Source organism: Nocardia sputorum (assembly GCF_027924405.1).
GTDB classification, from domain to species: Bacteria; Actinomycetota; Actinomycetes; order Mycobacteriales; family Mycobacteriaceae; genus Nocardia; species Nocardia sputorum.
Map to the genome: position 1 here is coordinate 4236240 of NZ_AP026978.1, position 24290 is coordinate 4260529.

A 24290-nucleotide genomic window follows, 5' to 3' on the forward strand; every position below is an offset into this window, starting at 1 on the left:
AGGCGGAGTTCGCGGCGGCGCACGAACCAGCCACACCGGCGGGCTTCCGGTGAGTGTTCAGCCGCCGGTGCGAGGCTGTCCCGGCGGACACAGCGACGCTCGAACACCCGGTGCCCGGCGCGGCTCGCTGACGCCCGAGGCGGTCCGGACGACGACGCGATGCAGCGGGTTTTCGGAAGCGTCCGGTACCGGACGTGCCACAAGCTGGGCTTCCCAACCGAACCGGAATATGGAGGTCGCAATGGCACAGGCCGTATGCGGGATCGTCGGCGTTTTCTTCCTGGCTATGGGTGTGTACGCCCTCGCCGCACCCACAGCCCTGATCCGGCCGTTCGGCATCCGGCTCACCGAAGCGAGCGCCCGATACGAAGTGCGCGCCGTCTACGGCGGATTCGGGCTGGCGATGGCGGCCGTGCTCACGGTGGCCGCGCTGGACCTCGGATCCCTTCGCGGCGGAATCATGGTCGCGGTCGGCGCGGCCCTGGCGGGTATGGCGTTCGGACGGGTGGTGTCGGCCGTGCTCGACGAGCGAGCGGCTTTCTATCCCACCTGGTTCTACGGCGCGGTCGAGGTCGCCGGCGCCGCCGCGCTCGTCCTCGCCGCTTAGCGGAAAGCGCTTGTCAGCTGGTGTGCACGGTGCCGGACGCCGCGCCGAGTTTGCGCAGCGCGAAGTACCCGGCCGACACCAGCGCCGCCCACACCACGCCGACGACGATCGCGGTGCGCCCGCTGTCGGTGAACAGCAGCAGCACGACCACCAATCCCAGGAACGCGAGCGCCAGCACGGTGGTGTAGGGAGCGGCGGGCAGCCGGTAGTCGCTCGCGGGGAGCTCACCGCGGGCGACCTTGGCCCGGTAGATCAGGTGGCAGACGAGGATGACGCCCCAGACGAAGATGATGCCGATGGTCGACACCGAGGTGATGTAGGCGAAGGCCTTGTCCGGCGAGATGATGTTGACCACCACGCCGATCACCATCGCCGCCGCCGACGCGGTGATCCCGGTGTAGGGCACCGCGTTCGCGCTCAGCTTGTTCAGCCGGGCGGGCGCCTCACCGCGCAGCGACAGCGTGCGCAGCATCCGGCCGGTCGAGTAGATCCCCGAGTTGCACGACGACAGTGCCGCGGTGAGCAGCACGAAGTTGACGATGCCCGCCGCGCCGGGGATGCCGATCTGCTCGAAGACCTCCACGAACGGGCTCTTGCCCGCGTGGAAGTTGCGCCAGCTGGACACCGCCATGATCACCACGAGCGCGCCGACGTAGAACAGGCCGATCCGGAACGGCAACGTGTTGATCGCCTTGCGCAGGGTCGTGCGGGGTTCGCGCGCCTCCCCGGCCGTGACGCCGACCAATTCGACGCCGACGTAGGCGAACAGCACGATCTGCAGCACCAGCAGCGACTGGCCGATGCCGTTGGGGAACACGCCGCCGTCGGCCCACAGATTGGTGACGGTGGGATCGGGCGCGTGACCGAATCCGAACAGCAGCACGCCGATGCCGAGCAGGATCATGCCGACGATCGCGGTCACCTTGATGGTGGAGAACCAGAACTCGCCCTCGCCGAACAGCCGCACCGAGATCAGGTTGGCGCCGAACATCACCGCGAGCACCACCAGCGCGGTGACCCACGGCGCGATGTCGAACCAGTACTCCACGTACTTGCCCGCCACGGTGATCTCGGCCATGCAGGTGGCCACCCATACCGCCCAATACGACCAGCCGGTCGCGAATCCGGCGAAGCGACCGAGGAACTCGTGCGCGTACTCGGCGAAGCTGCCGGAGATCGGCCGGTAGGTCAGCAGTTCGCCGAGCGCGCGCATGATCACGAAGATGGCCAGGCCCGCCGCCAGGTAGGCGAGGATGAGACCGGGGCCCGCCTGCTCGATCGCGCCGCCCGCACCGTAGAACAGGCCCGTGCCGATCGCTCCGCCGATGGCGATCATCTGGATGGTGCGCGGGCTGAGGCCCCGGGCGTATCCCTCCGAGTCCCCGCCGTCCGCCGGAGCCGACGGTTCCGCGTCCTGCAGGTGCCGATCAGAGGCTGTCATACTGCGGTCCTTCCCTCGCTGGGCAGCGGCGCCGGTCGCCCGCCGGTGCGCCGTGCACACGATGTCGGATCGTCGCACGGCCGCCCGGCTCAGGGCGTCACGCTACCGCCCCGCCCGCACGCGCGTCGTCTCCGGGCCGATCCCGGCTACCGGTCCGGCGCCGGGCATGCCATCATCGGAACCCCTACCGATCGGCTTGCGTCATGACCGAACTCTCCCCCCGCCGCAGACGACCCGCACGTGCCGCGCTGCGCGCTCTCGTGGTCCTGCTCGCGGTCGTCGCCGTCCTGGTCGGCGCGGCGTTCGCGACGACGGCGGTCTTGCACATCCCCGGGCCGCCGACGCTGCTGCGGCTGCTGACCGATCCGCCGTCGGCGCAGGGCGCGCTGTTCGAGAGCCGGACGGTGGCCGCCTCCCCTGTCCCGCGCCCCCTGCCGAGGACGCCGCGGCCGCTGCCCGGCCAGGTGCCGTGGAAGGGCTCGACCGTGTCGATCGCCGAGTTCCTCGACACCACGCACACCAATTCGTTCCTCGTCCTGCGCGGCGGCGCCCTGACCCACGAGTGGTATCGCGACGGCTTCACCGCGACCACCCGGCAGTCCTCCTGGTCGGTGGTGAAGTCCATCGTGTCGCTGCTGACCGGCCGAGCCGTCGCCGCGGGGAAACTCGCCGAGGACGACCGCCTGGTGCGGATCCTGCCCGAGCTGGCCACCGGCGGCGCGTACGACACCGTCACCATCCGCGACCTGCTCGACATGGCCTCCGGCGTCGACGTCGCGGAGAACTACAACAAGTACCTGCCGCTGACCGGCACGGCCCGCATGTACCTCACCGAGGACCTCGACGGATTCGTCCGGGCGCACCGCGGCCTGCGGTTCCCGCCGGGCAGCGCGGGCGAGTACCGCAGCGTGGACACCCAATTGCTGGGGATGGCCCTGGCGCGGGTCGAGGGCCTGCCGCTGGCCCAACTGCTGGAGCGTGAACTCTGGGCGCCGATCGGCGCCGAGGACGAGGCGCTGTGGAATCTGGATCGCGCCGGTGGCCAGGAGAAGGGTTTCTGCTGCCTGAACGCGACCGCCCGCGACTTCGCCAAGATCGGCGAGCTGGTGCTGGACGGCGGACGCGTGGGCGAGGCGCAGATCGTGCCACCGACCTGGATCGATCGCATCCGCACCCCGGCCCCGCACCGGGTGGGCGAGTGGCCCTACGGGGCGCAATGGTGGCATCCGACCGGTGGCGACGGCGCGGACCTCACCGCCGTCGGCGTCTACGGCCAGTACGTCTACGTCGACCCGCCCAGCGGCACCGTCATCGTCAAACTCAGTGACCACGGCACCACCCAGGACGAGCAGGACACCATCGAGGTGTTCCGGGCGATCGCGCGCGGCTGAGCCGGTCGCGAAATACCGCGGGCACGCGTGGCGTTGGCAGTGGAGATCGCCACTGTGGAGGAGACCCATGATCGACGTCCCGCTGTCCGTCCTGGATCTGGCGCCGGTGCAGTCCGGCCGCACCGTCGGCGAGGGGCTGGAGGCGACCACCGAATTGGCCAGGCGCACCGAGGCTTTGGGCTATCACCGGTTCTGGGTGGCCGAACACCACAACATGCCCGGCATCGCCAGCTCGGCGCCGAGCGTGCTGCTGGCGCATCTGGCGGCCGCCACCTCGACCATCCGGGTCGGCTCCGGCGGGGTGATGCTGCCCAATCACGCGCCGCTGGTGGTCGCCGAGCAGTTCGGCACCCTGCACGCGCTGCATCCCGGACGGATCGACCTGGGCATCGGGCGCGCGCCGGGCACCGACCAAGCGACCGCCCGCGCGCTGCGGCGGACCGCGGACGGACTGTCGGCGGAATCGTTCCCCCAGGAACTCGCCGCTCTGCTGGGCTACTTCCGGGGCAGCGATCCCGGCGGCATCGCCGCGACGCCGGGCCGCGGCGAGGAGCCGGACATCTGGCTGCTGGGGTCCAGCGGCTACAGCGCCCAGGTGGCCGCGGTGCTCGGGCTTCCGTTCGCGTTCGCCCACCACATCAGCCCCGACAACACCGAGCCCGCGCTCGCGCTCTACCGCGAGCACTTCCGGCCTTCGCCGCGCCTGGAGCGTCCGCACGCGATGGTGGCGGTCGCGGCGATCTGCGCGGACACCGACGAGCGCGCCGAGGTCCTCGCCGGTCCGCGCGACCTGGCCTTCCTGAACCTGGTGCGCGGCACGCCGCAGGCGCTGGCCACCCCGGAGGAGGCGGCCGCGTTCCGTCCGTCGGAGCAGGAACGCGCGTTCATCCGGCAGCGCCGCGCCGGGCAGTTGCTCGGCTCGCCGGAGACGGTGCGCGGGCAGCTCGCGGACCTGCTCGAGCGCACCCGTGCCGACGAGCTGATGATCAACACGCTGGTCTACGACATCGACGACCGTGCCCGATCGTTCGAACTGCTCACCGAGAAGGTCGCGGCCTGAGGCGGCGGATCAGTGCAACCGGAAGCCGTGGTTGGTCAGCGATTCACGCAGCCGATGCCGACCGTCGAGCGCTGCCGCCGAGGCCAGCCGGGCCAGGACACGTTCGGTCCAGGAATGCGAAAGCTGTTGCTCGGCATAGAATTCGGCGATGCGGGTCTCGTACGCGGCCACATGCGCCCGCTGCGCGTCCAGATCGTAGGTCTCCCGGTGCAGGACGGCGTCCTGCGGCAGGCGCGGCTTCACTCGCGCGTCCTCGGCGGGGTCGGGGTGGCCGACCACCAAGCCGAATACGGCGAAGACCTGCGGCGGCAGGCCGAGTTCGGCGGCGACTTTCTCCGGCTTGTTGCGCAACGCGCCGATGTAGACGGTGCCGAGCCCGAGCGATTCCGCCGCCACGACCGCGTTCTGCGCCGCGAGCGCGGCGTCGATGAAGCCGACGTAGCTGGATTCGAGATAGTCCGCGCCTTCCAGCGGCGCGCTCCGGTCGTCGGCGAGCTGGCGCAGACGCGCGAAGTCGGCCGTCCAGACCAGCAGCACCGGTGCCTGCACGATGTGGGCCTGGTCGCCCGCGAGCGCGGCCAAGCGGGCTTTGCGCTGCGGGTCGCGCACCGCGATGACGCTCCAGACCTGCAGGTTCGACGAGGTGGGCGCGGACTGCGCCGCCGAGATCAGCAGGCGCAGGGTGGCGTCGGGTACCGGGTCGGACAGGTAGCGGCGCACCGAGCGATGCTCGTGCAGCACCTGCAGGACCTGGTTCCACTGCGCGGGCTCGACCGGTCGAGGGTCGCGGTAGCGCTGTTGCACGGCGTGGGTCGGTGTCGGCACGGACTGCGTCATGGACATCATCCTCTCGGCCGCCCGGCGCGCCGTCAGCGGTTGACCGCAGGCTGAGCCGAACACGGGTAGGGTAAGTAAGGCAATCCTAATAACATTTATCGGAGGTTCCCTTGGCACGTCCCCGCACCACCCTCACGGTGCAGCGCACCGAATGGCTCACCCCGCACCTGATCCGCGTGCACCTCGGTGGTCCCGGCTTCACCGCGTTCCGGCCCAGCGAGTTCACCGACTCGTATGTGAAGTTCATCTTCGCGCAGGACGGGAACGAGGTGCTGCGGACCTACACCGTCCGTTCGGTCGACCCAGTCGCCGGAGAGATCGCGGTGGACTTCGTCTACCACGGAGCGGAGGGCATCGCGGGACCGTGGGCGGCCGCGGTCGAGCCCGGCGCGACCATCGACGTGTACGGTCCCGGCGGCGCCTACTCGCCGCGCGCGGATGCCGATTGGCATCTGCTGGCCGGTGACGAGGCGGCGCTACCCGCCATCGCCGCCGCGCTCGAGGCGCTGCCCGCCGACGCGACCGGGCTGGCGTTCGTGGAGGTCACCGGTCCGGACGACGAACTGCCGGTGCGGAAACCCGACGGCATCGAGCTGACCTGGCTGCACCGGGGCGTCCGGTCCCCGGGCGAGGTGCTCGCCGAGACCGTCCGCTCCGCGCCGTGGTCGCCGGGGCAGGTGCAGGTCTTCATTCACGGGGAAGCCGATGCGGTCATGAAGGATCTGCGCCGCTACATCCGTAAGGATCGCGGTGTCTCCGCCGAGTGGGCCGCATCGATCTCCGGGTACTGGCGTCGCGGCCGCACCGAGGAAGGCTTCCGGCAATGGAAGGCCGAACTGCGGGCGACCGAGGAGGCCAATGCCTGACCGTCAATCACCCCACCCGCTCATCGCCACGATCGCGTCCCAGGTGAGCGTCGGGTATTCGGGGTGACGCTGCTGCAGGATGGCGCCGGCCAAGCTCGCGGGTGGCGCCTTCCGCGGGTTCGCCGCCGCTTGGGCTTCGATCGCCGCACCGAGCGCGCGGCTGCCGCCCAGCCGCGGATAGGCGGTGTGCACCAGGGCGGCGAAGCCGGGCGGCAGGTCGGTCGGCGCGCCGCCCACGTCGACGCCGATGCCGTCCACGGCGATCCACGTCTCCGGCGGCCTGCGGCGGCGCCAGACCGGCGAGTCGGTGTATCCCGCGGTGTGCGCGGCGATGGCGTCCCAGATCGCGTCCACCCTGGCGTCGGTGACGCCGTTGTCCTCGAGGAATCGCGCGGCACGATCGGCGCCGTCGATCTCGAACTTCTGGTCACCGGTCGCGCCGTCGGCCAGACCGAGGTCGTGCAGCGCGCAGATGAGGTACATCGTCTCCTCGTCGTAGTCGGAGCCGGGCCGCAGACCTTGCCGCTCGGCGACCGCGCGTCCGAAGAGGAAGCCCCGCACGCTGTGGTTGCGCAGCATGGGCGAGAGTTCGGCGGCGATGAGTTCGTCTGCTTTGCCGGTCAACAAGGTCTGCGGGTGTTGTAGTGAAAATTGCTGCGCCCCGGCAGTTTTCGATGCGACAGCGAATACGCTCGCGGCGATCCCCGCGCTCAGCGCGGCACGACGAGACAGCGACATGGTCGAACTCCTGGTGAGTGTGCGAGGTGTGATCAGCGCGCGGGCGCGCGGAAGCGCCTGCGGTAGTCGCTCGGCGAGACGCCGAGCAGTTCGAGAAAGGTCCGCCGCATCGTCTCCTCGGAGCCGAAGCCGCTGCGGCGGGCGATCGCCGACATCGGTTCGTCGCCGGATTCGAGCAGCGCTTGCGCAGCTTCCAGTCGCGCCTGTTTGACGTAACGTCCCGGCGTCATCCCGATCTCCTGCCGGAACAAGCGACTGAAGTGGCGTTCGCTCAGCGCGGCACGGGCGGCCATGGCCGCCAGGCTGTGATCGGCGCACAGGTCGGCGATCACCGCGTCCACGGCGTGCCGCAGACCGGCGGTGCGCGGCGCCGGAATGCTCGTGCGCAGGCTGAACTGCGACTGGCCGCCGGGCCGGTGCAAGAACACGACGAGGTGTTTGGCCAGTGAGCGCGCGAGATCCGCGCCGTGCTCCTCTTCCACCAGCGCCAAGGCCATGTCGATGCCCGCGGTGACTCCAGCGGAGGTGATGATCGGGCCGTCGCGCAGATAGATGGCGTCGGCTTCGACGCGGATGCTCGGAAAGCGTTGAGCCAGAACGGAACACGCCAGCCAATGCGTGGTGGCGCGCCGCCCGTCCAGCAAACCGGCCTCGGCCAGCACGAACGCGCCGGTGCACACCGAGGCCACCCGCCGCGCCGCGCCACCGGCCACCCGCACCGCGTCCACGAGCTCGCCGGGCACGCGATCTTCCGGGGGGTAGCCGGGAACCAAGAGCGTATCCACCGTTGCGCTCAGCTCGCTCAGCGTCCCGTCGACACCCAGGGGGACGCCCACATCGGTGCGGACCGGGGCGCCGTCCGGCGAGGCGAATCGAATGCGGCGCCCGGCCCAGTGCAGCACCTGCGCGGGTCCGGCGACGTCGAGCATCAGCACTCCGTCCGCCACCGCCACCACGACGTCACCGCTTGCCCGCATGCACCCAGTCTCGAGCCGGCGCGACGGGTCCGCAAGGACACGTAACCCACAGAACCGGACACGCTCGGGCGGTCCAGCCGGCGCGCCCCACCGTCAATGCTCGGCGTTCCAGAAGCCGATGAAGACAGCTCCCCACCAGCAGATCTGGGAGATCACGCCGGTAGCGGCCGCCCAGACCAGCACCCCCGTGGACAGCTGGGCAGAAGGGCGGCGACCGAGTCGTTTACTCAGCATCATGGCTTGGATTCCGTTGACTGTGAGGACGAGAACCAAGACCAGTTTGGTTCGGGTCAGCGTCGATGCGAGATTTGGTTCCAGGACGCAGCCGCTGACGATCAGCCCCACCAGCCCGGCCCAGATCGGCGCGTGCAGCCGGTCGGCGCCGTCCAGCGCTTCCGCGAAGGTACTACGTCCCACGAGCCAGCGCAGCGCCAGATAGTCCGCCATCAGCACACCGCCGAAGCCGATTACCAGCGCGGACAGGTGCACGAACAGCCCGGCGGTGTGCAGGACCGGATGGACGGCCAGGTGGCCGGAGATCCAGACGGCCACCGCCAGTGCCGCCGCCGCCAGCACGCCGGCGGCGGCGACGGTCCACCACGAATCGTGCACGCGCAGGGGCTTTTCGGGTTCCGCCACCGGCCACCGCCTGCTACCGCGGACCGACCATCCGCCGGGATGGTGCTCGCCCCACCGCACGGTATCGGCACGCGGACCCGGCAGCACCACGATGACGGGCGCGACGGCCATGGGGCCGGGAGCGTCGGCGAGCGGGATACCGGTCACGGATTCCTCCGAACAACGTGATGCGAATAAATAAGTTAGGTCAGGCTAAACTATCTTGTCGGGTCGGTAAAGGTCGTGCCGGATGAGGGACGGCACGACCTGAACACGATGGGAATGGGTTATGTCATGTGGTGTTGGTTTGAGCGTCGGCACGGTGAACTCGGTGGCGGCCGTTGTATCCGGCGGAGTCGAGCAGAGGATACGAATTTGCCGCACCCGGTCCGCGCCACCCGGCACCGACGATAATTTGCCGTTCACGGCCAGCATCCATGATTCCGCTGCTGAAAGCAGTGCGCAGCCGATAGCCGGGCCGCCCATCCTGCCCGACGCCGAAGTCATCGCGACGATGACGAGTTATTTGACCGATGCGATGGATTCGGACGCCGATATCGTATTGGCCTGTCCTGCAATATATTCCGTTCAGGAATTATCCGGGCTGCGGGAGCTGCTCGATGCCGCCGGGTTGGCGCGAATCGCGTTGACACCGGAACCGGTCGCCGCTGCGGCTTGGCTCGAAATGCACTGCGAGTCGGCGAAATCCGCTTCTATCCTGGTCTACGACCTGGGTGGCGGCGGTCTCGACGTCACGGTGCTCCGGTCTGGATCCGATGGCGGCGCCCGGATCGTCGGCCGTCCGGTGCGCTCGTCGGCGTTCGGCGGACGGGCATTCAGCGCGCTGCTGGCCCACTACACCCACGATCTGACCGCCGACACCACCTCACCCGGCCTGCCCGGGGCGCTTCCGGACGCGGAGGTGGCCGGGTTACGGGCCGGATTCGTCCGGTCATCGGTACCGCTGCTGCACGAGTGCATCCGGGCCGCGGGACTGACCGCTGCGGATATCGACCGAATCCTGCTGGTAGGCGGGGCGTCCCGGCCGGCGGAGGTCGCCCAGGTGCTCACGGACGAACTCCGCTGCCCGGTCGTCACCGCGCCCCATCCAGCACACTGCGTCGCCATCGGCGCCGCGGCCCTGGCCGCGCGCGGCCTCGGCGGGGCCGAGTTCGTGATGCCGCCACCACGGACCGGACATCCGGCAAAGCGCATCGCGGCGCTGGCCGGAGCCGCTGCCGTTCTGGCGGCGGTGGGCGTGTCGGCGATGTACGGGGACCTCGGCGAACAGCCCGCGACGCAGGCGCAGGCGCCGGGTGTGGGAACTGTGGCCCCGCTCGGACCGCTCCTTCCCAACCGCGCGGAAGAAGGAAGTGAGCATGCGGACCGCCCCGGCTCGCCCCAGCCGCATGCCGCGCGCTGGAGCACCACCGATCATCCTGGCGGAGATCGGAATTCGACACTCTTTGCGGCGGATGTCGCAGCCTCTCCACGAGCGGACGCGACGCTCGGACCGCCGCATTCGATGCCGGGCACGACCATCGTGGAATCATCCCCTTCTCATCCACCGCGGATGCCGGTCCAGCGGGTGGACACATCGGGATCCGGGGGATCGCGACCGAGAACCGGTGAAGCCGTTGCACTCCCCTCCGACCTCGCCGTACCGACGGCCGGGAGTCTTCGTCCACCAGATGCACCCAACACGTTCGACTACGGAACGATGAGCGGCACAGGGGCATCGATCGATTCCACGACGAACCCGTCCGGTCGGATCGGGGTTGGTGAACCCGTGAGCGCATCGAGCACTGCCGGGGCGGGGGCCTGGAGCCACCCCGCCGTGAGCGCATCGCGCCGATCCGGGCCGAGCACGGGAAACGACTCCGCCGCACGGGCATCGAGCCGAACCAGCGGCAGCACAGCAAGCGACTCCCGCGCAGGAACATCGAACCGGCCCACCGGGAGCACAGCACGCGGCCCCCACGCTGACGCAGCGAACCGGACCGGGGACGGCACGAAAACCGATTCCGACGCGAGCACCGGCAGCCGCTGCGGCCCGGGTGCGGCGAGCCGGGCGGGCGGAAATACGGGCAGCCATGTCGGCGACCGCGCCGGAAGCGATTCAGCGGGAAGTACCGGGTCCCGCCCTGGGTCTTGACGAGCGGGTCGTCCTAGCTCAGGAGACCGACGATGGTGGCGGACAGGAAGCTGACCAAGGTGGCGCCGTAGAGCAGGCGAAGGCCGTTGCGCGCGATCACTGTTCCTTGCTTCTCGCTGAGGCTGCGGACCGCGCCGGTGACGATGGCGATGGTGGAGAAGTTCGCGAACGACACCAGATAGGTGGACACGATCGCGACGGTGCGGTCGGACAGTCCGCCGTGCTGCCGGTTCAGCTCCTGCATGGCGACCACTTCGTTGGACACCAGCTTGGTGCCCATGAATCGGCCCGCGGCCGCCGCCTCGTCCCACGGGATGCCGGTGAGCCAGGCGGCGGGGGCGAAGATGTGCCCCATCACATCCTGGAACGTGGTGCCGTGGAACAGCGCGGCGAAGATTCCGTTGACCATGGCCAGCAGGGCGATGAATCCGATCAGCATGGCCGCGACGGTGAAGGCGACTTTGAAGCCGACCAGGATGTACTCGGTGAGCATCTCGAAGAACGATTGCGGCTTGCGGCTGTCGGCGATCTCCTCGCCGAGCAGCCGGGCGTCGTCGGCGGCGGTGACCGCGTACGGGTTGATCAGCGAGCACACCACGAAGGCGCCCAGCATGTTCAGCATGATGGCCGCGATCACGTACTTCGGGTCGATGAGCTGCATGTAGGCGCCGAGGATGCCCGCCGAGACCGTCGACATCGCCGAGGCCGCCAAGGTGTACATCCGCTGTGCCGGGATGTCGTCGAGCATGGCGCGCAGCGAGATGAACACCTCGGACTGGCCGAGGATGGCGGAGGCGACCGCGTTGAACGATTCGATCTTGCCGAAGCCGCTCACCCACGCCAGCAGCAGGCCGAGATATTTGATGATCCAGGGCAACACCCGCAGGTGCTGCAAGATGCCGATCAAGGCGGAGACGAGCACGATCGGCATCAGCACCGCGAAGAGGAAGGCGGGCCCGCTGCTGCCGACTCGGGGCAGGTCGCCGAACACGAACGCCGTCCCCTGGGCGGCGTAGCCGAGGATGTGTTCGAAGGTGTCGCTGATCCCCCCGATCACGGTGCGCCCGATCCCGGTCTTCAGCAGCAGGAAACCGAGCGCCACCTGCAGGATCAGCAATATGCCTATGCGCGGCAGCCGGGCGGCGGCGGCGCGGCGGTCGGTACTGGGCAACCATGCCAGCAGCAAAAAGCACACCAGCCCGAGGAACCCGATCAGATAGTGCACGCGCACCTCGGCTGCGGCGGCGTGCATCGGCTTGTGGGAGCACCTCTCATGTCGGTTTATGGTGCGGTGTCTCCAGAGTTGAGAAGATCGACGGCGGCTCCGGAACTTAGGTACGCGAAGAAGCAGTGACATCGCGCAGGTGACAAGGAATGATCGGTGTGCAGACCGGTCGCCACAATCTCATCCTGATGACCTTCCCGATCGACCCCGGGGTCGGCGCACCCCTCCGAATCGAAGGTGAGGTGGCGGCGGTGGCGCGAGCTTCGGCAGACCAGGCCGACGAGGATTCCGTCGAAATCGGCGGCTACCGGCAGGAGCTGAAACGAACGCTCGGCTCCTTCCAGGTGTTCGCGATCTCGTTCGCGTTCATCTCGGTGGCGGTCGGCATCTTCGCGACCTACGACGACGTGCTGCGCAACGCGGGTCCGGTCGGTATCTGGCTGTGGATCCTCGCGGCGGTGGGCCAGGCCCTGGTGGCGCTGGTGGTGGCGCAGTTCGCGGCGCGCATCCCGCTCAGCGGCTCCGCCTACCAGTGGGCCTCACGACTGGCGAACCCCAAGATCGGTTGGTGGTTCGGCTGGGTGACTTTCTGCTATCTGGCGATCGCGGTGGTGGCGGTCGACAACGCGCTCGCGAGCCAGGCGTTCATGCCGCTCGCGGGCCTCGAGCGGGACGAGGAGACCGCCCGGGTCATCACGCTCGTGGTGCTGTTCGTCCAAGCCGTGCTGGCCATCGCCTCGACGCGCATCGTCAGCATGATCAACACCGCCGCGGTGGGACTGGAACTGGCGCTCGTCGTGGTGCTGGCGATCGCGCTCGTCGTCGCCGTGGTGATCACCGGCCGTGGGGCGACCGGCAATCTCACCTCGCGCGGTATCACCGAGAACGCCTCCGGCTATTTCGCCGTCGGCGGTGGGTTGATGCTGGCGATGATCATGGGCCTCGGCACGCTGGTCGGCTTCGACGCGGCGGCCAACCTGGCCGAGGAGGCGAAGGACCCGCATCGCAGCGTCCCTCGCGCGATCGTGGGATCGGTCGTGGCGGCCGGCGTGCTGGGGTTGCTGTTCCTGATCGCGCTCACCGTGGCGATCGATGACATCCCCGGGGTCAGCGCCAGCGGCTCGCCGGTCGCGGCGATCATGCGCGACCAACTCGGCCCTGTGATGGAAAGGGTCCTGCTCGCGGCGATCACGTTCGCGTTCTTCGGCGCGGGGATGGTGGTGCTGGCCGCCTGCTCGCGGCTGGTTTTCGCGATGTCGCGCGACGCGCGCTTCCCCGCCCACAAGCTGATGCGGCGGGTCGACCCGCGCACGCGCACCCCGGTGCCGGCGACGATCCTGATCTTGCTGCTCGGCGTCGTCCTGATGGTCGCGCTACCAGGTGACGCTCTGCTGGAACTGATCACGGCCTCGACCATCCTGCCCGCCCTCATCTACGGCGCGACGATCGTTCTCTACCTGGCGGTGCGCAGGCGGTTGGACCGCAGGAAAGGCGCGTTCGATCTCGGGCGCTTCGAGTTGCCGATCGCCGTCGCAGCGCTGGTGTGGTCGGCCGTCGCACTGTTCGTGCTGGTCACGCCCGCGGACGCGACGGTTCCCGTCGTGATCGTGGCCGGTTTGCTGCTCGTGGGCGGGCTGTTCTTCCTCGCCGTGCTGACCTTCGACCGGCAGGCGCTGGAAACGGAACCCGGTGACGTGAGCGTCTTCGAACACTGACCGGGAGACGCCGCGCCGCCCGGAAGCGTCGTGGCTTCCGGGCGGCGCGTAACGGGTACCGGGCACTGCTACTGGCGCGGCGCGCGCAACACCTCCTCGACGAACTGCGTGGTGTAGGTCTTCGACAGATCGATGCGATCGCGCACGGGACGCACGTTCCTCGAGTACTTGCCGAGAATGTCCAGCACGTTCTGCGCGCCTTCGGGTTTCATCAGGCCGTCGCCGTTGAACATGCCGATGGAGTCGCGGATCGACTGGACGTAGAGGTCCTTGCCCGCGCTCGCGTACTGCGGCGGCATCTTCGCGGCGATCTCCTCGGGCGTGTGCGTCTGGATCCACTGCAGCGTCTGCACGAACGCGGCGGCGAGTTTGCGCACGATCTCCGGGTGGGCGTCGATCGTCGCGCAACTCATGTACAGCGACGTCGCCGGATACAGCCCGCCGAGCGCGGCCCGGGTGCCCGCCTCGGTGCGCAGGTCGACCAGAATCCGCGCATCGCCGGAGTTCACCATCTGGGCCACGGTGGGGTCGGTGGTCATGCCCGCGTCGATGCCGTCGTGGTTCATGCCCGCGATGAACGTCTGTCCCGCACCGACTTTCACCCGGGTGTAGTCGGCGGTGCTCATGCCGACCTGGCCGGTGAGCGCCTGGGTGAGGAAGTCGGTGGAGGAACCGAGCGAGGTCACGCCCAGTTTCCTGCCGCGCAGATCGGCGACCGAGGTGATGTCCGGGTCCGCCCTCGACACCAGTTCCACCTCACCGGGCACGTCGGACATCTGCACCACCGAACGGATGCACTGATCCTTGGCCTGCAGGTCGATGGTGTGGTCGTAGAACCCGACCACGCCCTGCACGTCGCCGGTGAGCAACGCGGTCTCGGCGGTGGCGCCGGACTGCTCGCCCAGCAGTTTCACATCGATGTCGTTGCGCTCGAAGAATCCGAGTTGCTGCGTGAGCATGGCAGGCAGATAGATCACCTTTTCCAGCCCGCCCACCATGATGGTGATCTGCGGCCTGCCGTCGGCCATCGGAATGGTGCGCGAATCCCGGCATCCGGTGGCCGTCAGCAGCGCCGCGATCGCGACGGCGACGAGCGCCAAGTGCTTGCGATACCTCATGATCAGATCCCGTGGTTCGACGACGCTTGCGAGGGCCGCCACTTCAGCAACCGGTTCTCCGCCATGCCGATCCCCCATTCGGCGATCAGCGCGATCACGGTGATGACGATCATGCCCGCGTAAATGCCCGCCGAGTCGAAGGTGCCTTGCGCGTTGCTGATCAACAACCCCAAACCTTTACTCGCTCCCGCGTATTCGCCCACGACCGCGCCGATCAGCGCGAAGCCGAAGGCGGTGTGCAGGCTGGACAGGATCCAGGTGGTCGCGCTCGGCAGCACGATCGACACCAGCACCTGCCCACGGCTCGCGCCGAGGATGCGGGCGTTGTTGATCACATTGCCGTCCACCTCGCGCGCGCCGGTGAACGCGTTGAAGAACACCGCGAAGAACACCAGCACCACCACGGTCGCGACCTTGGAGCTCAGCCCGAGTCCGAACCAGATGATGAACAGCGAGGCCAGCACGATGCGCGGCACGGCGTTGAGCGCCTTGATGAACGGCGCGAGCACCTCGGCCCAGTACCGGCTGCGACCCAGCAGCACGCCCAGCACGACGCCGGCCACCGTGCCGATCACGAAGCCGAGCACGGCCTCCTGCACGGTGGTGTAGATCTGCAGCCAGATGGAGCCGAACTGCGTGCCGTCCGTGAACCATTCGATCAGCCGAGCCCAGATCAGCGACGGCTTGGAGTAGAAGAACGGGTCGATCCAGACCGTGGCGGTGAGTTCCCACGCGCCCAGCCACAGCGCCACCAGAGCGGCGCGCAGGCCCCAGGTGCGGATCCGTGCGCGCCGCGCGGTGGTGCGCACTCTGGCCAGGATCTGCTCTTCGGTCTCGTTCTCCACCACGGGCGCGGCGGCGTCGGGCACCAGCACGTCATGCGACACGGGAGACTCCCTTCGCGCGCGCCGCCTCGACCTGGTCGCGCAGCGTCTCCCAGATCTCCTGGTAGATGTCGCGGAACTCGGCGGTCAACCGCACTTCCTCGACACTGCGCGGCCGCGCCAAGCCGACGGGGAAGTCCCCGCAGACGGTGGCCGGGCTCGCGGTCATGACGACCACCCGGTCGGCGAGCACGATCGCCTCCTCCAGATCGTGGGTGACGAAGATGACCGCCGCGTTGGTGCCCGCCCAGACCCGCAGCAGTTCGTCCTGCATGAGCTGGCGGGTCTGCACGTCCAGCGCGCTGAACGGCTCGTCCATCAGCAGGATCTCCGGCTCGTTGACCAGCGTCTGCGCCAGCGCCACGCGCTTGCGCATGCCGCCGGACAGCTGGTGCGGGTAGTACTTCTCGAACCCGGCCAGACCGACCTTGCGCACCCAGCCCGACGCCTGCGCGCGCGCCTCGGCTTTCGACGCGCCGCGCAGGCGCGGGCCGAGCGCGACGTTGTCCAGCACGCTCTTCCACGGCAGCACGGCGTCCTGCTGGAACATGTAGCCGATGCCGTCCGGGATGCCGTCGACATCTTTCCCGCGCACCAGCGTCCGCCCGGCCGACGCCGGTTCCAGACCGGACACCAGCGACAACGTGGTCGACTTGCCGCATCCGGTCGGGCCGACGACGGCGACGAATTCGCCGGGGGCCACCGTGAGGTTCAGATTGCGCACGGCGGTGTGGATGCCGCCGCCGGTGCCGGGGAAGCGCTTGGTCGCGCTCCGCAGCTCGATGAGTGATTGCGTCATTGCTTCCTACTCCTGCGAGATCGGGTAGGGCGAACGTACGTGGCGCCGGTCACATGCCGGAGCTTGTGCGCACAACCGCCACAAACGCGGGATTCGCAGGTTTTGCGCATTCTGCTCATGCACCGTGCGCGGTGGTCTACGCCTATGCTGCGGCCATGGCCACTGAGGGCGCGCGGGCCGTGCGGTTGCGGACCCAGGTTCTGCTGTCGCAGATCCTGGTCGTCGCGCTGACGCTCGGTGTGGCGTTCGCGGTGTTCGGCTACCTCAGCGATCAGCGGCTGCGCGACGCCTACGGCCAGCGGGCGCTGGCCATCGCGCGCACCGTCGCGGCCGACCCGGTGGTGCGCGCCGAGGTGGCCAGATACGCGCCGGGCGCGGTCGCCGACGATCCCGGCGTGCGCCGCGACCTCGCCGCGGGTCCCCTGGAACGGCTCGCGGTGGACGCCACGCAGCACAACGGCGCGTTGTTCGTCGTCATCACCGACGACGCGGGCATCCGCCTCGCACACCCGGACGCCGGACGGCTCGCCGAACACGTCAGCACCGATCCGTCCGAGGCGCTGGCGGGCCGCGAGTCGATCACCGAGGAACGCGGCACGCTCGGCGACTCGGTGCGCGCGAAAGTGCCGGTGCTCGCGCCCGGCGCCGATCGTGTGGTCGGCGCGGTCAGCGTCGGCATCGCCACCGACGCGGTGCACGAGCAACTGCTCGGCGATCTGCGCACCGCGGGCGGGCTGGTCGCGGTGGCGCTCGCGGTCGGCATCGCCGGATCGATCCTGCTCGCCCGCCGGTGGCGCGGGCTGACGCTCGGGCTGGAACCGGACGAACTGGCCGAGCTGGTGCGCGGCCAGGCGGCGGTGCTGCACGGCATCGGCGGCGGCGTGCTCGCGGTCGACGCCTCGGGGCGCACGACGTTCGTCAACGACGAGGCGCGCCGGTTGCTCGGCATCGCCCCCGACATCGGTCGCCCGGTGGACGAGATCGGCCTGACGCCGCGGGTGCTGGAGGTATTGCGCGAACCCGACCAACCGCCCGCCTCGGCGACGGTCGGCGCGAACATCGTCATCGTCTCGGCGCGGCGGGTGAGTCGCGACGGGCACGATCTCGGCGCGGTGCTCACGGTGCGCGACCGCACCGACGTGGAATCGCTGACCCGGCAGCTGGACGCGGTGCAGTCGATGAGCACGGTGCTGCGCGCGCAGCGCCACGAGTTCTCCAACAAGATGCACCTGGTCAGCGGGCTGCTGCACAGCGGGCGCGTCGAGGAGGCGGCGCGCTCGGTCGACGAACTGGTCGGGGCGGGCCCGCTCGGTCCCGCGACGCCGGGCATCGACGCCATCCACGACGCGTACCTGCAAGCCTTCCTGGCCGCCAAGGCCGCGCACGCCAGGGAGAACGGGGTCGAACTCGCGCTCGGGCCCAACACCTGGGTCGAGGGCGACCTCACCGATCCGGTGGACGTGACCACCGTGCTCGGCAACCTCCTGGACAATGCCATGGAGGCGGTCCGCGACCGGGACCGGCCGGTGCGCCAGGTGGAAGTCGAACTGGTGCAGGAAGATTCGACACTGCACATCACCGTCGCCGACAGCGGCGACGGCGTCGCCCCCGACCTGGTCGACACACTGTTCGCCGAAGGTGTCTCGACCCGCGACGATCGCGGTGTCCCCGGCGGGCGCGGGGTGGGCTTGGCCTTGATCCGCCAGATCGCCCGCGCCCATGGCGGCGATGTGCGCCTGTCGAGTCCCGGCGGCGGCCGTCCGCCGCTCACCGGCGCGGAGTTCATCGCCCGCATCCCGGGGGTGCTCATGGAAAGCGAGGTGTCGTGGCCACGCCGACCTTGACCGTCCTGGTCGTCGACGACGACTTCCGGGTGGCGAACCTGCACGCCGGGATCGTGCAGGCCATCCCGGGTTTCACGGTGGCGGGTACCGCCAACACCCTCGCGGCCGCGCGGGAACTCGTCGCGGCGGCGCCGATCGACTTGGCGTTGGTGGACGTCTACCTCCCGGATGGATCCGGCATCGACTTCCTCCGCGAGATCCGCTGCGACGCGATGATGCTCACCGCGTCGACGGAGAGCGACGCCGTGCGAGCCGCCGTCGCGGCGGGTGCGCTGGCCTACCTCGTCAAGCCGTTCCCGCACACCGAACTGGCCGCCCGGCTGGCCGCCTACGCCCGCTACCGGCGCATTCTCGCGGTGCCGCAGGTCGACAACGCCCGGGTGTCCGCAGCGCTGCACGCGCTGCGTCCCGCGGTCACCGCGAGCCCGGCGGCGACGGTGTCCTCCCCGACCAAAGAGGCTGTCCTGCAAGCGATCATCGATGCGGGTGCGCCGCTGTCCGCGGGCGAGGTGGCGAGCGCCATCGGCGTCTCGCGCGCCACCGCCCAGCGCTACCTGGCCGGGCTCGTGGCGAGCGGCACGGTGCGCATGAGCCTGCGCTACGGCACCACGGGACGGCCGGAACAGGAGTACTCCGCCGGACCGCAACGCTGAGCAGGCGGTGCCGACCGCGCCCGGCGGGATGCGGCCCCCGCGCGGCACCTCCGCGCGCGCCGGGATGTGGCCCCGCCCGCGCTGCCTCTTGCGACTACCGGGCCGCCCCTTCCGCGCGCGATAATATGCCGCCTCGGCGAGCTGACGCCTCCGACCGAGCTCGCCAGTATGCCGCCTCGGCGAGCCGGCTATTCCGCGCTCGGCGGCGTGCGATCTCGACGGGCAGGCTATCCCGCGCCCGCCGGGATGCGGCCCTGGCGAAGTGACCCCTTTCGATCGCGCTGACCGGTATGCAGCCCCGGCGGCATGCCCTTCCGCGCCCGGCAGCATGCGGCCCTGGCGGTCTCCTCCTCCCGCACTCGGCGATGCACAGTCCACAGTCCCAGCGGCTGCCCCTCCCCAGCCGGCGGTACACAGACCCAGCAAGCTGCCTGCCACGCCCGGCGGCGTGCAGTCCCGGCGAGGTGACGAGTCTGCGCCCGGCGTCGGCAGGCCGACCCTCCTGCACCCGCGGTACGCGGTCCCACCGGGGGCCTGACTATTCCAGCGCGGACCACTACGAACGTGGCGATGCCTGCCGCGGTCGCCGGGCGGTAGCGTCGGGGCATGAGCATCGTCGAGGTCGCCGTTCTCGGGTACGGCCTGGCCGGGTCGGTCTTCCACGCTCCGCTGATCGCGGCCGAGCCTCGGATGCGGGTCGCGGCCGTGGTCACCTCCTCGGAAGAACGCGCGGGCCAGGCGCGCGCCGAACACCCCGGCGTGCGCGTGGTACCGCGAGCCGAGGAACTGTTCGCCGCGCCGGACGGCATCGATCTGGTCGTGATCGCGACGCCGAACCGCACGCACGCGCCGCTGGCCGGGCAGGCGCTCGCGGCCGGGCTGCCGGTGGTGGTCGACAAGCCGTTCGCGGTCGCGGTGGACGACGCCGAAGACCTCGTCGCACGTTCGGAACGGACCGGCCTGGCGTTGTCGGTCTTCCAGAACCGGCGCTGGGACGGCGACTTCCGGACCGTGCGCGAACTCGTCGAGACCGGGAAGCTGGGGCAGGTGCGGCGTTTCGAGTCGCGGTTCGAACGGTGGCGTCCGGTGCCGAAGGGCGGCTGGCGGGAGATCGGCACCGACGAGGAAGGCGCGGGGATCCTGCTGGATCTCGGCAGCCACCTGGTCGACCAAGCCGTCACCCTGTTCGGCCCGGTGGCCTCGGTCTATTGCGAACTGGACCGGCGGCGCGCGGGGATCACCACCGACGACGACGCGTTCGTCGCGCTCACCCACACCGGCGGCGTCCGCTCCCATCTGTGGATGAGCGCCGTCGCGCCGCAGCTCGGACCGCGCTTCCGGGTGCTCGGGTCGGAAGCCGGGTACGTCACCTACGGACTGGACCCGCAGGAAGACGCGCTCCGGTCCGGCCGCCGTCCGGGCGATTCAGCTTGGGGCACCGTTGATTCCGACCGCTGGGGCATGCTGGGCGCGGAGCCCGGATTCGCCCCTGTGCCGACCCTGCCCGGCGCGTATCCCGCGTTCTACGCGGCGATGGCCGCGGCGCTGCTCGACGGCGCACCCGTGCCGGTCGACCCGCGCGATGCCGTCACCACCCTGCGCCTGCTGACGAAAGCGCGAGAGTCGGCGGCCCGCGGTGTGACCGTCACCGCCTGACCCGGGGCTGGCCACCTCCGCCGCGACTCGATAACGTCGGAGCCCGGGATCGGCCGGTCCGGTCGCTCGGCGGAGAGGAGACCCGAATGGGTGCAACGGTTTTCGCGGTACTGCTGCCGCTGGCGCTGGCCTTGGTGATGTTCGGGCTCGGATTGACCCTGACCACCGAGGATTTCGCCCGCGTACTGCGGTATCCGAAAGCCGCGATGATCGCGCTGGTGTGCCAGATGGTCGTGCTTCCTGCCCTGTGCCTGGGCCTGATCTACCTGTTCGGCTTGGAAGGCGCCCTCGCCGCGGGCATGCTGCTGCTCGCCGCGTCCCCGGGCGGAGCGTCGGCGAACCTGTTCAGTCACATCGCCGGAGGCAATGTGGCGCTGAACATCACGCTCACCGCGATCAATTCGGTGCTAGCCGTGTTCACCATGCCGGTGGTGGTGGCGCTGTCCTACGCCTTGTTCCTTGACAGCGAGGGCTCGGTCGGACTGCGGCCGGAGAAATTCGCGCAGGTCTTCGCCATCGTGCTCGTGCCCGTCGCGATCGGCATGGTGGTGCACCGGCGGTTCGCGGAGTGGTCGCGCCGGATGCGCGGCGCGGTGAAGATCCTCTCCGTCGTAGTGCTGGCGCTGGTGGTCGCGGCCGGGGTGGGCTCGAACCTGGACACGCTGTCGGAGCACATCGGCGAACTGTCCGCGATCTGCTTGTCCTTCGCCGTGATCAGCCTCGCGGTCGGCTATTTCGTGCCCAGGGTCTTGCGCGTGGAAGCCGATCAGGCGATCGCCTCGGCCATGGAGATCGGCGTGCACAACGCGGCGCTCGCGATCGCGGTCGCCGCTTCGGTGCTGGACAACGAGACCATGGCCGTGCCGGGCGCGGTGTACGGGGTCCTGATGAACATCCCGGCCGCGATCGCGGCGTATCTGCTGGCCAGGCGGGCGCGGCGGGAGCAGCCCGAGGCCGAGCCGAGCGTCGCGGGTTAGCGGGGCAGTGAGCTGCGCGGACAGGGACGCCGGGCGATGAGTAGCCTCTCGGAGGATCGACCTGATTCGAAGGGAGCCAGCTGCGCGATGCAACCGCTCGGCACGAACGATCCGGCCCGGATCGGGGACTACCGTCTGCTCGGCGTGCTCGGTGCGGGCGGCATGGGCCGGGTCTACCTCGGCCGGAACGCGGGCGGGCGCACCGTCGCGGTCAAGGTCATCCGGCCCGACATGATCGATGCCGAGTTCCGTCAGCGCTTCCGGCGCGAGGTCGCCGCGGCGCGCCGGGTCGGCGGACAGTTCACCGCGCCGGTCATCGACGCCGACGTGGACGCCGATCCGCCGTGGCTGGCCACCGGGTACGTGGCCGGATTCGCGCTGGCCGACGCGGTCGACCGGTACGGGCCGCTCACCGAGAACGCGCTGCTCGTGCTGGCGCACGGACTTATCGAGGCGTTGACCGCGGTCCACCGGGCCGGGGTGGTGCATCGCGACCTGAAACCGTCCAATGTCCTGCTGGCCCTGGACGGCCCGAAGGTGATCGATTTCGGCATCGCCCGCGCCGCCGACGACAGCCGGCTCACCACCACCGGAAAAGTCATCGGCTCCCCGGGATTCATGTGCCCGGAGCAGGTGACCGGCGATCCGGTCGGCCCACCCGCCGACGTCTTCGCCCTCGGTGGCGTCCTCGTGTTCGCCGCGACCGGCCACGGACCGTTCGGCGTGGGCGAGACGATGCAGATGCTGTGGCGGGTGGTGTACGAGGAGCCGCAGCTCGACGGCGTGCCCGAACGGCTGCGCCCGCTGGTGGCGGCCTGCCTGACCAAGGACGCCGCCGCACGTCCGACCGCCGACCAACTGCTCACCCAGCTCACCGCCCTCGGCATCCCCGACCGCGGCGGCTGGCTGCCCGCCCCGGTGCTCGAGGAGGTCAGCCGCCGCGCGGTGGAGCTGCTGAACCTGGATTCCGGCGCGTTCGACCACGTGACTCGGCCCGCACCGGCCGATCCGGCGCGCACCGCCGACACGATGGTCGGCCCCGCCGCCTATCCGAACACGCACAGCGACCCCGGGCGATCGGTGCCCACGCGGATGCAGTACCTGGGCTCGCCGCAGTCGTCTCCCACCTTCGTGGGACACCAGACGTACCCGCCCGCGCATCAGAGTTCGCCCCGGCTCGGCGCGGTCGCCGCTCCACCTCCCGCGCCCCGCCCCGGCCGCGCCCTGCTCGTCGTGGGCGCCCTGGTCGTCGCCGTCGCCGTCGCCGTAGCGGCGTTCGTGGTCGGCGCACAGTTACGGAACGACGACGCGGACCGTTCGATCGCCCAGACCACCCGAATCGACAGCGCTCCTTCGACGGCTACCGCCACGCAGGCCGGTGACGCGATCACCACCACCAGCGGTCCCTCCGGCACAAGTGTTCCGAAGGCGTTTGTCGGCGAATGGAAAGGCGTGGCCCGTGACGTGCTCGCGTCCTTCGACATCGTGCTGACCATCAGAGACGGCACGGTCGGCGAGGAAGTCGCGCAGTCGTCGAACACCGGCAAACTGGGGGGCGAGCGCTGCGAGCGCACGGAGACTCTCACCGGCGCCACCGACAACGAGCTGTCTTTCGTCGCGCGCCTCTCCGGCGGCTCGCCCACCTGCTTCGACAACGGCTCCACGTCGACGGTCAGATTGCAACCGGACGGCTCGGTGGCCTACCGCCTTTCCGGCGTTCTCGGCAACATCGAAGGGGTCCTGCACAAGAGCTGAAGGCCGGACGCCGGCGTCGCGCCGGGTGCCGTGCGCGGGAACGCACGCCCGAGCGCGGTCGGCGGCGGGCGGTTAAGGTGCGGCGGTGGACAGAGCGGAATTCTTCGAGCGCGGCGCCTCCATCGCCGATCGTCTGACGACGACGCAAGCGCAACCGCCGTGGTGGCTGGTGGTGGCGGCCGCCGTGGTGGCGCTCGCGCTGGTGGGTTACACACCCGTCTGGCGGCTGACCCGCAATATCGTCACCATCGCGCACGAAGGCGGGCACGCCCTGGTCGCGTTGCTGACCGGCCGGAAGCTCAACAGCATTCGCTTGCATTCGGACACCTCGGGTCTCACGGTGTCGAGCGGAAAACCGTACGGGCTCGGGATGATCCTCACCACGATGGCGGGCTATCCCGCCCCGCCGCTGCTCGGTCTCGGCTTCGCCGCGCTGCTGGGCGCGAGCCGGATCACGCTGATGCTGTGGACCGCCATCGCCCTGCTCGCCGCGCTGTTGATCAAGATCAGGAATGTCTACGGCGGCATCACGGTGCTCGGCCTGGGCGCGGTGGTCTTCGTCGTCTCCTGGTTCGGCACGGACACGCTGCAAGCGGGATTCGCGTATCTGGGCGCCTGGTTCCTGCTGTTCGCCGGGGCGCGGCCGGTGCTCGAGCTGCAGCGCAGCCGCTCCCGGCAGCAACGTGCCCGCTATCAGGAGGTCGATTCCGACGCCGATCAGCTCGCCCGGCTCACCCGGCTGCCCGGCCTGCTCTGGGTTCTCGTGTTCGGCGCCGTCGCCGTGGGTTCACTGCTACTCGGCGCGTGGCTGCTCGTCTCCGCCATCGCCGAGGTCTGCCTGCCCGGCACGCCCTCCGGCTCCTGCTTCGAGGCACGCTGACCGCCGCACCGCCGGATCGGCTCGGTTAGGCTTCGATCCCGACCTGCGCCATCGCCTCACCCGCGGCCGCGGCGCATCGCCGAGCTCACCCCTA

The 24290-nt window shown here is 69.9% G+C and carries 21 protein-coding genes; 12 read left to right on the plus strand and 9 right to left on the minus strand.

Features of this window, described 5'->3' with window-relative positions:
* The first annotated feature begins 241 nt into the window (after window positions 1-241).
* Window positions 242-607, plus strand: a complete 366-nt coding sequence (locus QMG86_RS19070) for a DUF4345 family protein (protein ID WP_281873748.1) — start codon at window positions 242-244, stop codon at window positions 605-607.
* 13 nt (window positions 608-620) lie between these two features.
* Here QMG86_RS19070 and QMG86_RS19075 read toward each other — a convergent pair whose 3' ends face one another.
* Window positions 621-2048 (minus strand): amino acid permease, encoded by a 1428-nt coding sequence (locus QMG86_RS19075; RefSeq protein ID WP_281873749.1) that lies wholly within the window; start codon window positions 2046-2048, stop codon window positions 621-623.
* Window positions 2049-2251: 203 nt separating this feature from the next.
* Here QMG86_RS19075 and QMG86_RS19080 point away from each other — a divergent pair, with 203 nt between their 5' ends.
* Together QMG86_RS19080 and QMG86_RS19085 are read left to right on the plus strand one after the other, a co-directional pair.
* Complete coding sequence (locus QMG86_RS19080; protein ID WP_281873750.1) at window positions 2252-3439, plus strand: serine hydrolase domain-containing protein; 1188 nt, start codon at window positions 2252-2254, stop codon at window positions 3437-3439.
* Window positions 3440-3506: 67 nt separating this feature from the next.
* Entirely contained in the window at window positions 3507-4499 is a 993-nt protein-coding gene (locus tag QMG86_RS19085) for an LLM class flavin-dependent oxidoreductase (RefSeq protein WP_281873751.1), read from the plus strand.
* 9 nt (window positions 4500-4508) lie between these two features.
* Here the strand turns inward: QMG86_RS19085 and QMG86_RS19090 are convergent, their stop codons facing one another.
* Window positions 4509-5336 carry an NADPH-dependent oxidoreductase gene (locus QMG86_RS19090; protein ID WP_281873753.1) on the minus strand — a complete coding sequence of 276 codons (828 nt, stop codon included), beginning with the start codon at window positions 5334-5336 and terminating at the stop codon, window positions 4509-4511.
* A gap of 110 nt (window positions 5337-5446) precedes the next feature.
* On the opposite strand from QMG86_RS19090, the gene QMG86_RS19095 reads away from it, so the two are divergent.
* Window positions 5447-6202 carry a siderophore-interacting protein gene (locus QMG86_RS19095; protein WP_281873754.1) on the plus strand — a complete coding sequence of 252 codons (756 nt, stop codon included), beginning with the start codon at window positions 5447-5449 and terminating at the stop codon, window positions 6200-6202.
* A gap of 3 nt (window positions 6203-6205) precedes the next feature.
* Here the strand turns inward: QMG86_RS19095 and QMG86_RS19100 are convergent, their stop codons facing one another.
* The 3 genes from QMG86_RS19100 to QMG86_RS19110 form a co-directional block, all read right to left on the minus strand.
* On the minus strand, window positions 6206-6826 hold the full coding sequence (locus tag QMG86_RS19100) for an HD domain-containing protein (RefSeq protein WP_281873756.1): 621 nt from the start codon (window positions 6824-6826) through the stop codon (window positions 6206-6208).
* 146 nt (window positions 6827-6972) lie between these two features.
* Window positions 6973-7917 carry a GlxA family transcriptional regulator gene (locus QMG86_RS19105; protein WP_281873757.1) on the minus strand — a complete coding sequence of 315 codons (945 nt, stop codon included), beginning with the start codon at window positions 7915-7917 and terminating at the stop codon, window positions 6973-6975.
* Between the two features lie 93 nt (window positions 7918-8010).
* Entirely contained in the window at window positions 8011-8703 is a 693-nt protein-coding gene (locus tag QMG86_RS19110) for a hypothetical protein (RefSeq protein WP_281873759.1), read from the minus strand.
* Window positions 8704-8842: 139 nt separating this feature from the next.
* Here QMG86_RS19110 and QMG86_RS19115 point away from each other — a divergent pair, with 139 nt between their 5' ends.
* Entirely contained in the window at window positions 8843-10690 is a 1848-nt protein-coding gene (locus tag QMG86_RS19115) for an Hsp70 family protein (RefSeq protein WP_281873760.1), read from the plus strand.
* A 13-nt stretch (window positions 10691-10703) separates the two neighbouring features.
* Here QMG86_RS19115 and QMG86_RS19120 read toward each other — a convergent pair whose 3' ends face one another.
* Window positions 10704-11942, minus strand: coding sequence for a NupC/NupG family nucleoside CNT transporter (locus tag QMG86_RS19120; protein WP_434086110.1), 1239 nt, complete (start codon window positions 11940-11942; stop codon window positions 10704-10706).
* Between the two features lie 224 nt (window positions 11943-12166).
* On the opposite strand from QMG86_RS19120, the gene QMG86_RS19125 reads away from it, so the two are divergent.
* Window positions 12167-13630: an APC family permease gene (locus QMG86_RS19125; protein WP_434086209.1), complete on the plus strand. Its 1464-nt coding sequence runs from the start codon at window positions 12167-12169 to the stop codon at window positions 13628-13630.
* Between the two features lie 68 nt (window positions 13631-13698).
* Here QMG86_RS19125 and QMG86_RS19130 read toward each other — a convergent pair whose 3' ends face one another.
* The 3 genes from QMG86_RS19130 to QMG86_RS19140 are packed head-to-tail and all read right to left on the minus strand — an operon-like array spanning window position 13699 to window position 16431.
* On the minus strand, window positions 13699-14748 hold the full coding sequence (locus QMG86_RS19130) for an ABC transporter substrate-binding protein (protein ID WP_281873764.1): 1050 nt from the start codon (window positions 14746-14748) through the stop codon (window positions 13699-13701).
* Between the two features lie 2 nt (window positions 14749-14750).
* Window positions 14751-15635, minus strand: a complete 885-nt coding sequence (locus QMG86_RS19135; protein ID WP_281873765.1) for an ABC transporter permease — start codon at window positions 15633-15635, stop codon at window positions 14751-14753.
* Window positions 15625-16431, minus strand: coding sequence for an ABC transporter ATP-binding protein (locus QMG86_RS19140; RefSeq protein ID WP_281873767.1), 807 nt, complete (start codon window positions 16429-16431; stop codon window positions 15625-15627). The genes QMG86_RS19135 and QMG86_RS19140 overlap by 11 nt, the downstream gene beginning before the upstream one ends.
* A 155-nt stretch (window positions 16432-16586) precedes the next feature.
* Here QMG86_RS19140 and QMG86_RS19145 point away from each other — a divergent pair, with 155 nt between their 5' ends.
* The 6 genes from QMG86_RS19145 (at window position 16587) to QMG86_RS19170 (ending at window position 24196) form a co-directional block, all read left to right on the plus strand.
* Window positions 16587-18275, plus strand: a complete 1689-nt coding sequence (locus QMG86_RS19145; protein WP_281873769.1) for an ATP-binding protein — start codon at window positions 16587-16589, stop codon at window positions 18273-18275.
* A complete protein-coding gene (locus QMG86_RS19150; RefSeq protein WP_281873770.1) occupies window positions 18257-18928 on the plus strand; it encodes a response regulator in 672 nt (223 codons plus the stop codon). The genes QMG86_RS19145 and QMG86_RS19150 overlap by 19 nt, the downstream gene beginning before the upstream one ends.
* 606 nt (window positions 18929-19534) lie before the next feature.
* On the plus strand, window positions 19535-20584 hold the full coding sequence (locus QMG86_RS19155; RefSeq protein WP_281873772.1) for a Gfo/Idh/MocA family oxidoreductase: 1050 nt from the start codon (window positions 19535-19537) through the stop codon (window positions 20582-20584).
* Between the two features lie 86 nt (window positions 20585-20670).
* Window positions 20671-21561: a bile acid:sodium symporter family protein gene (locus QMG86_RS19160; RefSeq protein ID WP_281873774.1), complete on the plus strand. Its 891-nt coding sequence runs from the start codon at window positions 20671-20673 to the stop codon at window positions 21559-21561.
* 87 nt (window positions 21562-21648) lie between these two features.
* Complete coding sequence (locus QMG86_RS19165; RefSeq protein ID WP_281873775.1) at window positions 21649-23316, plus strand: serine/threonine-protein kinase; 1668 nt, start codon at window positions 21649-21651, stop codon at window positions 23314-23316.
* 85 nt (window positions 23317-23401) lie between these two features.
* Window positions 23402-24196 (plus strand): M50 family metallopeptidase, encoded by a 795-nt coding sequence (locus QMG86_RS19170; RefSeq protein WP_281873777.1) that lies wholly within the window; start codon window positions 23402-23404, stop codon window positions 24194-24196.
* Window positions 24197-24290: the final 94 nt, after the last annotated feature.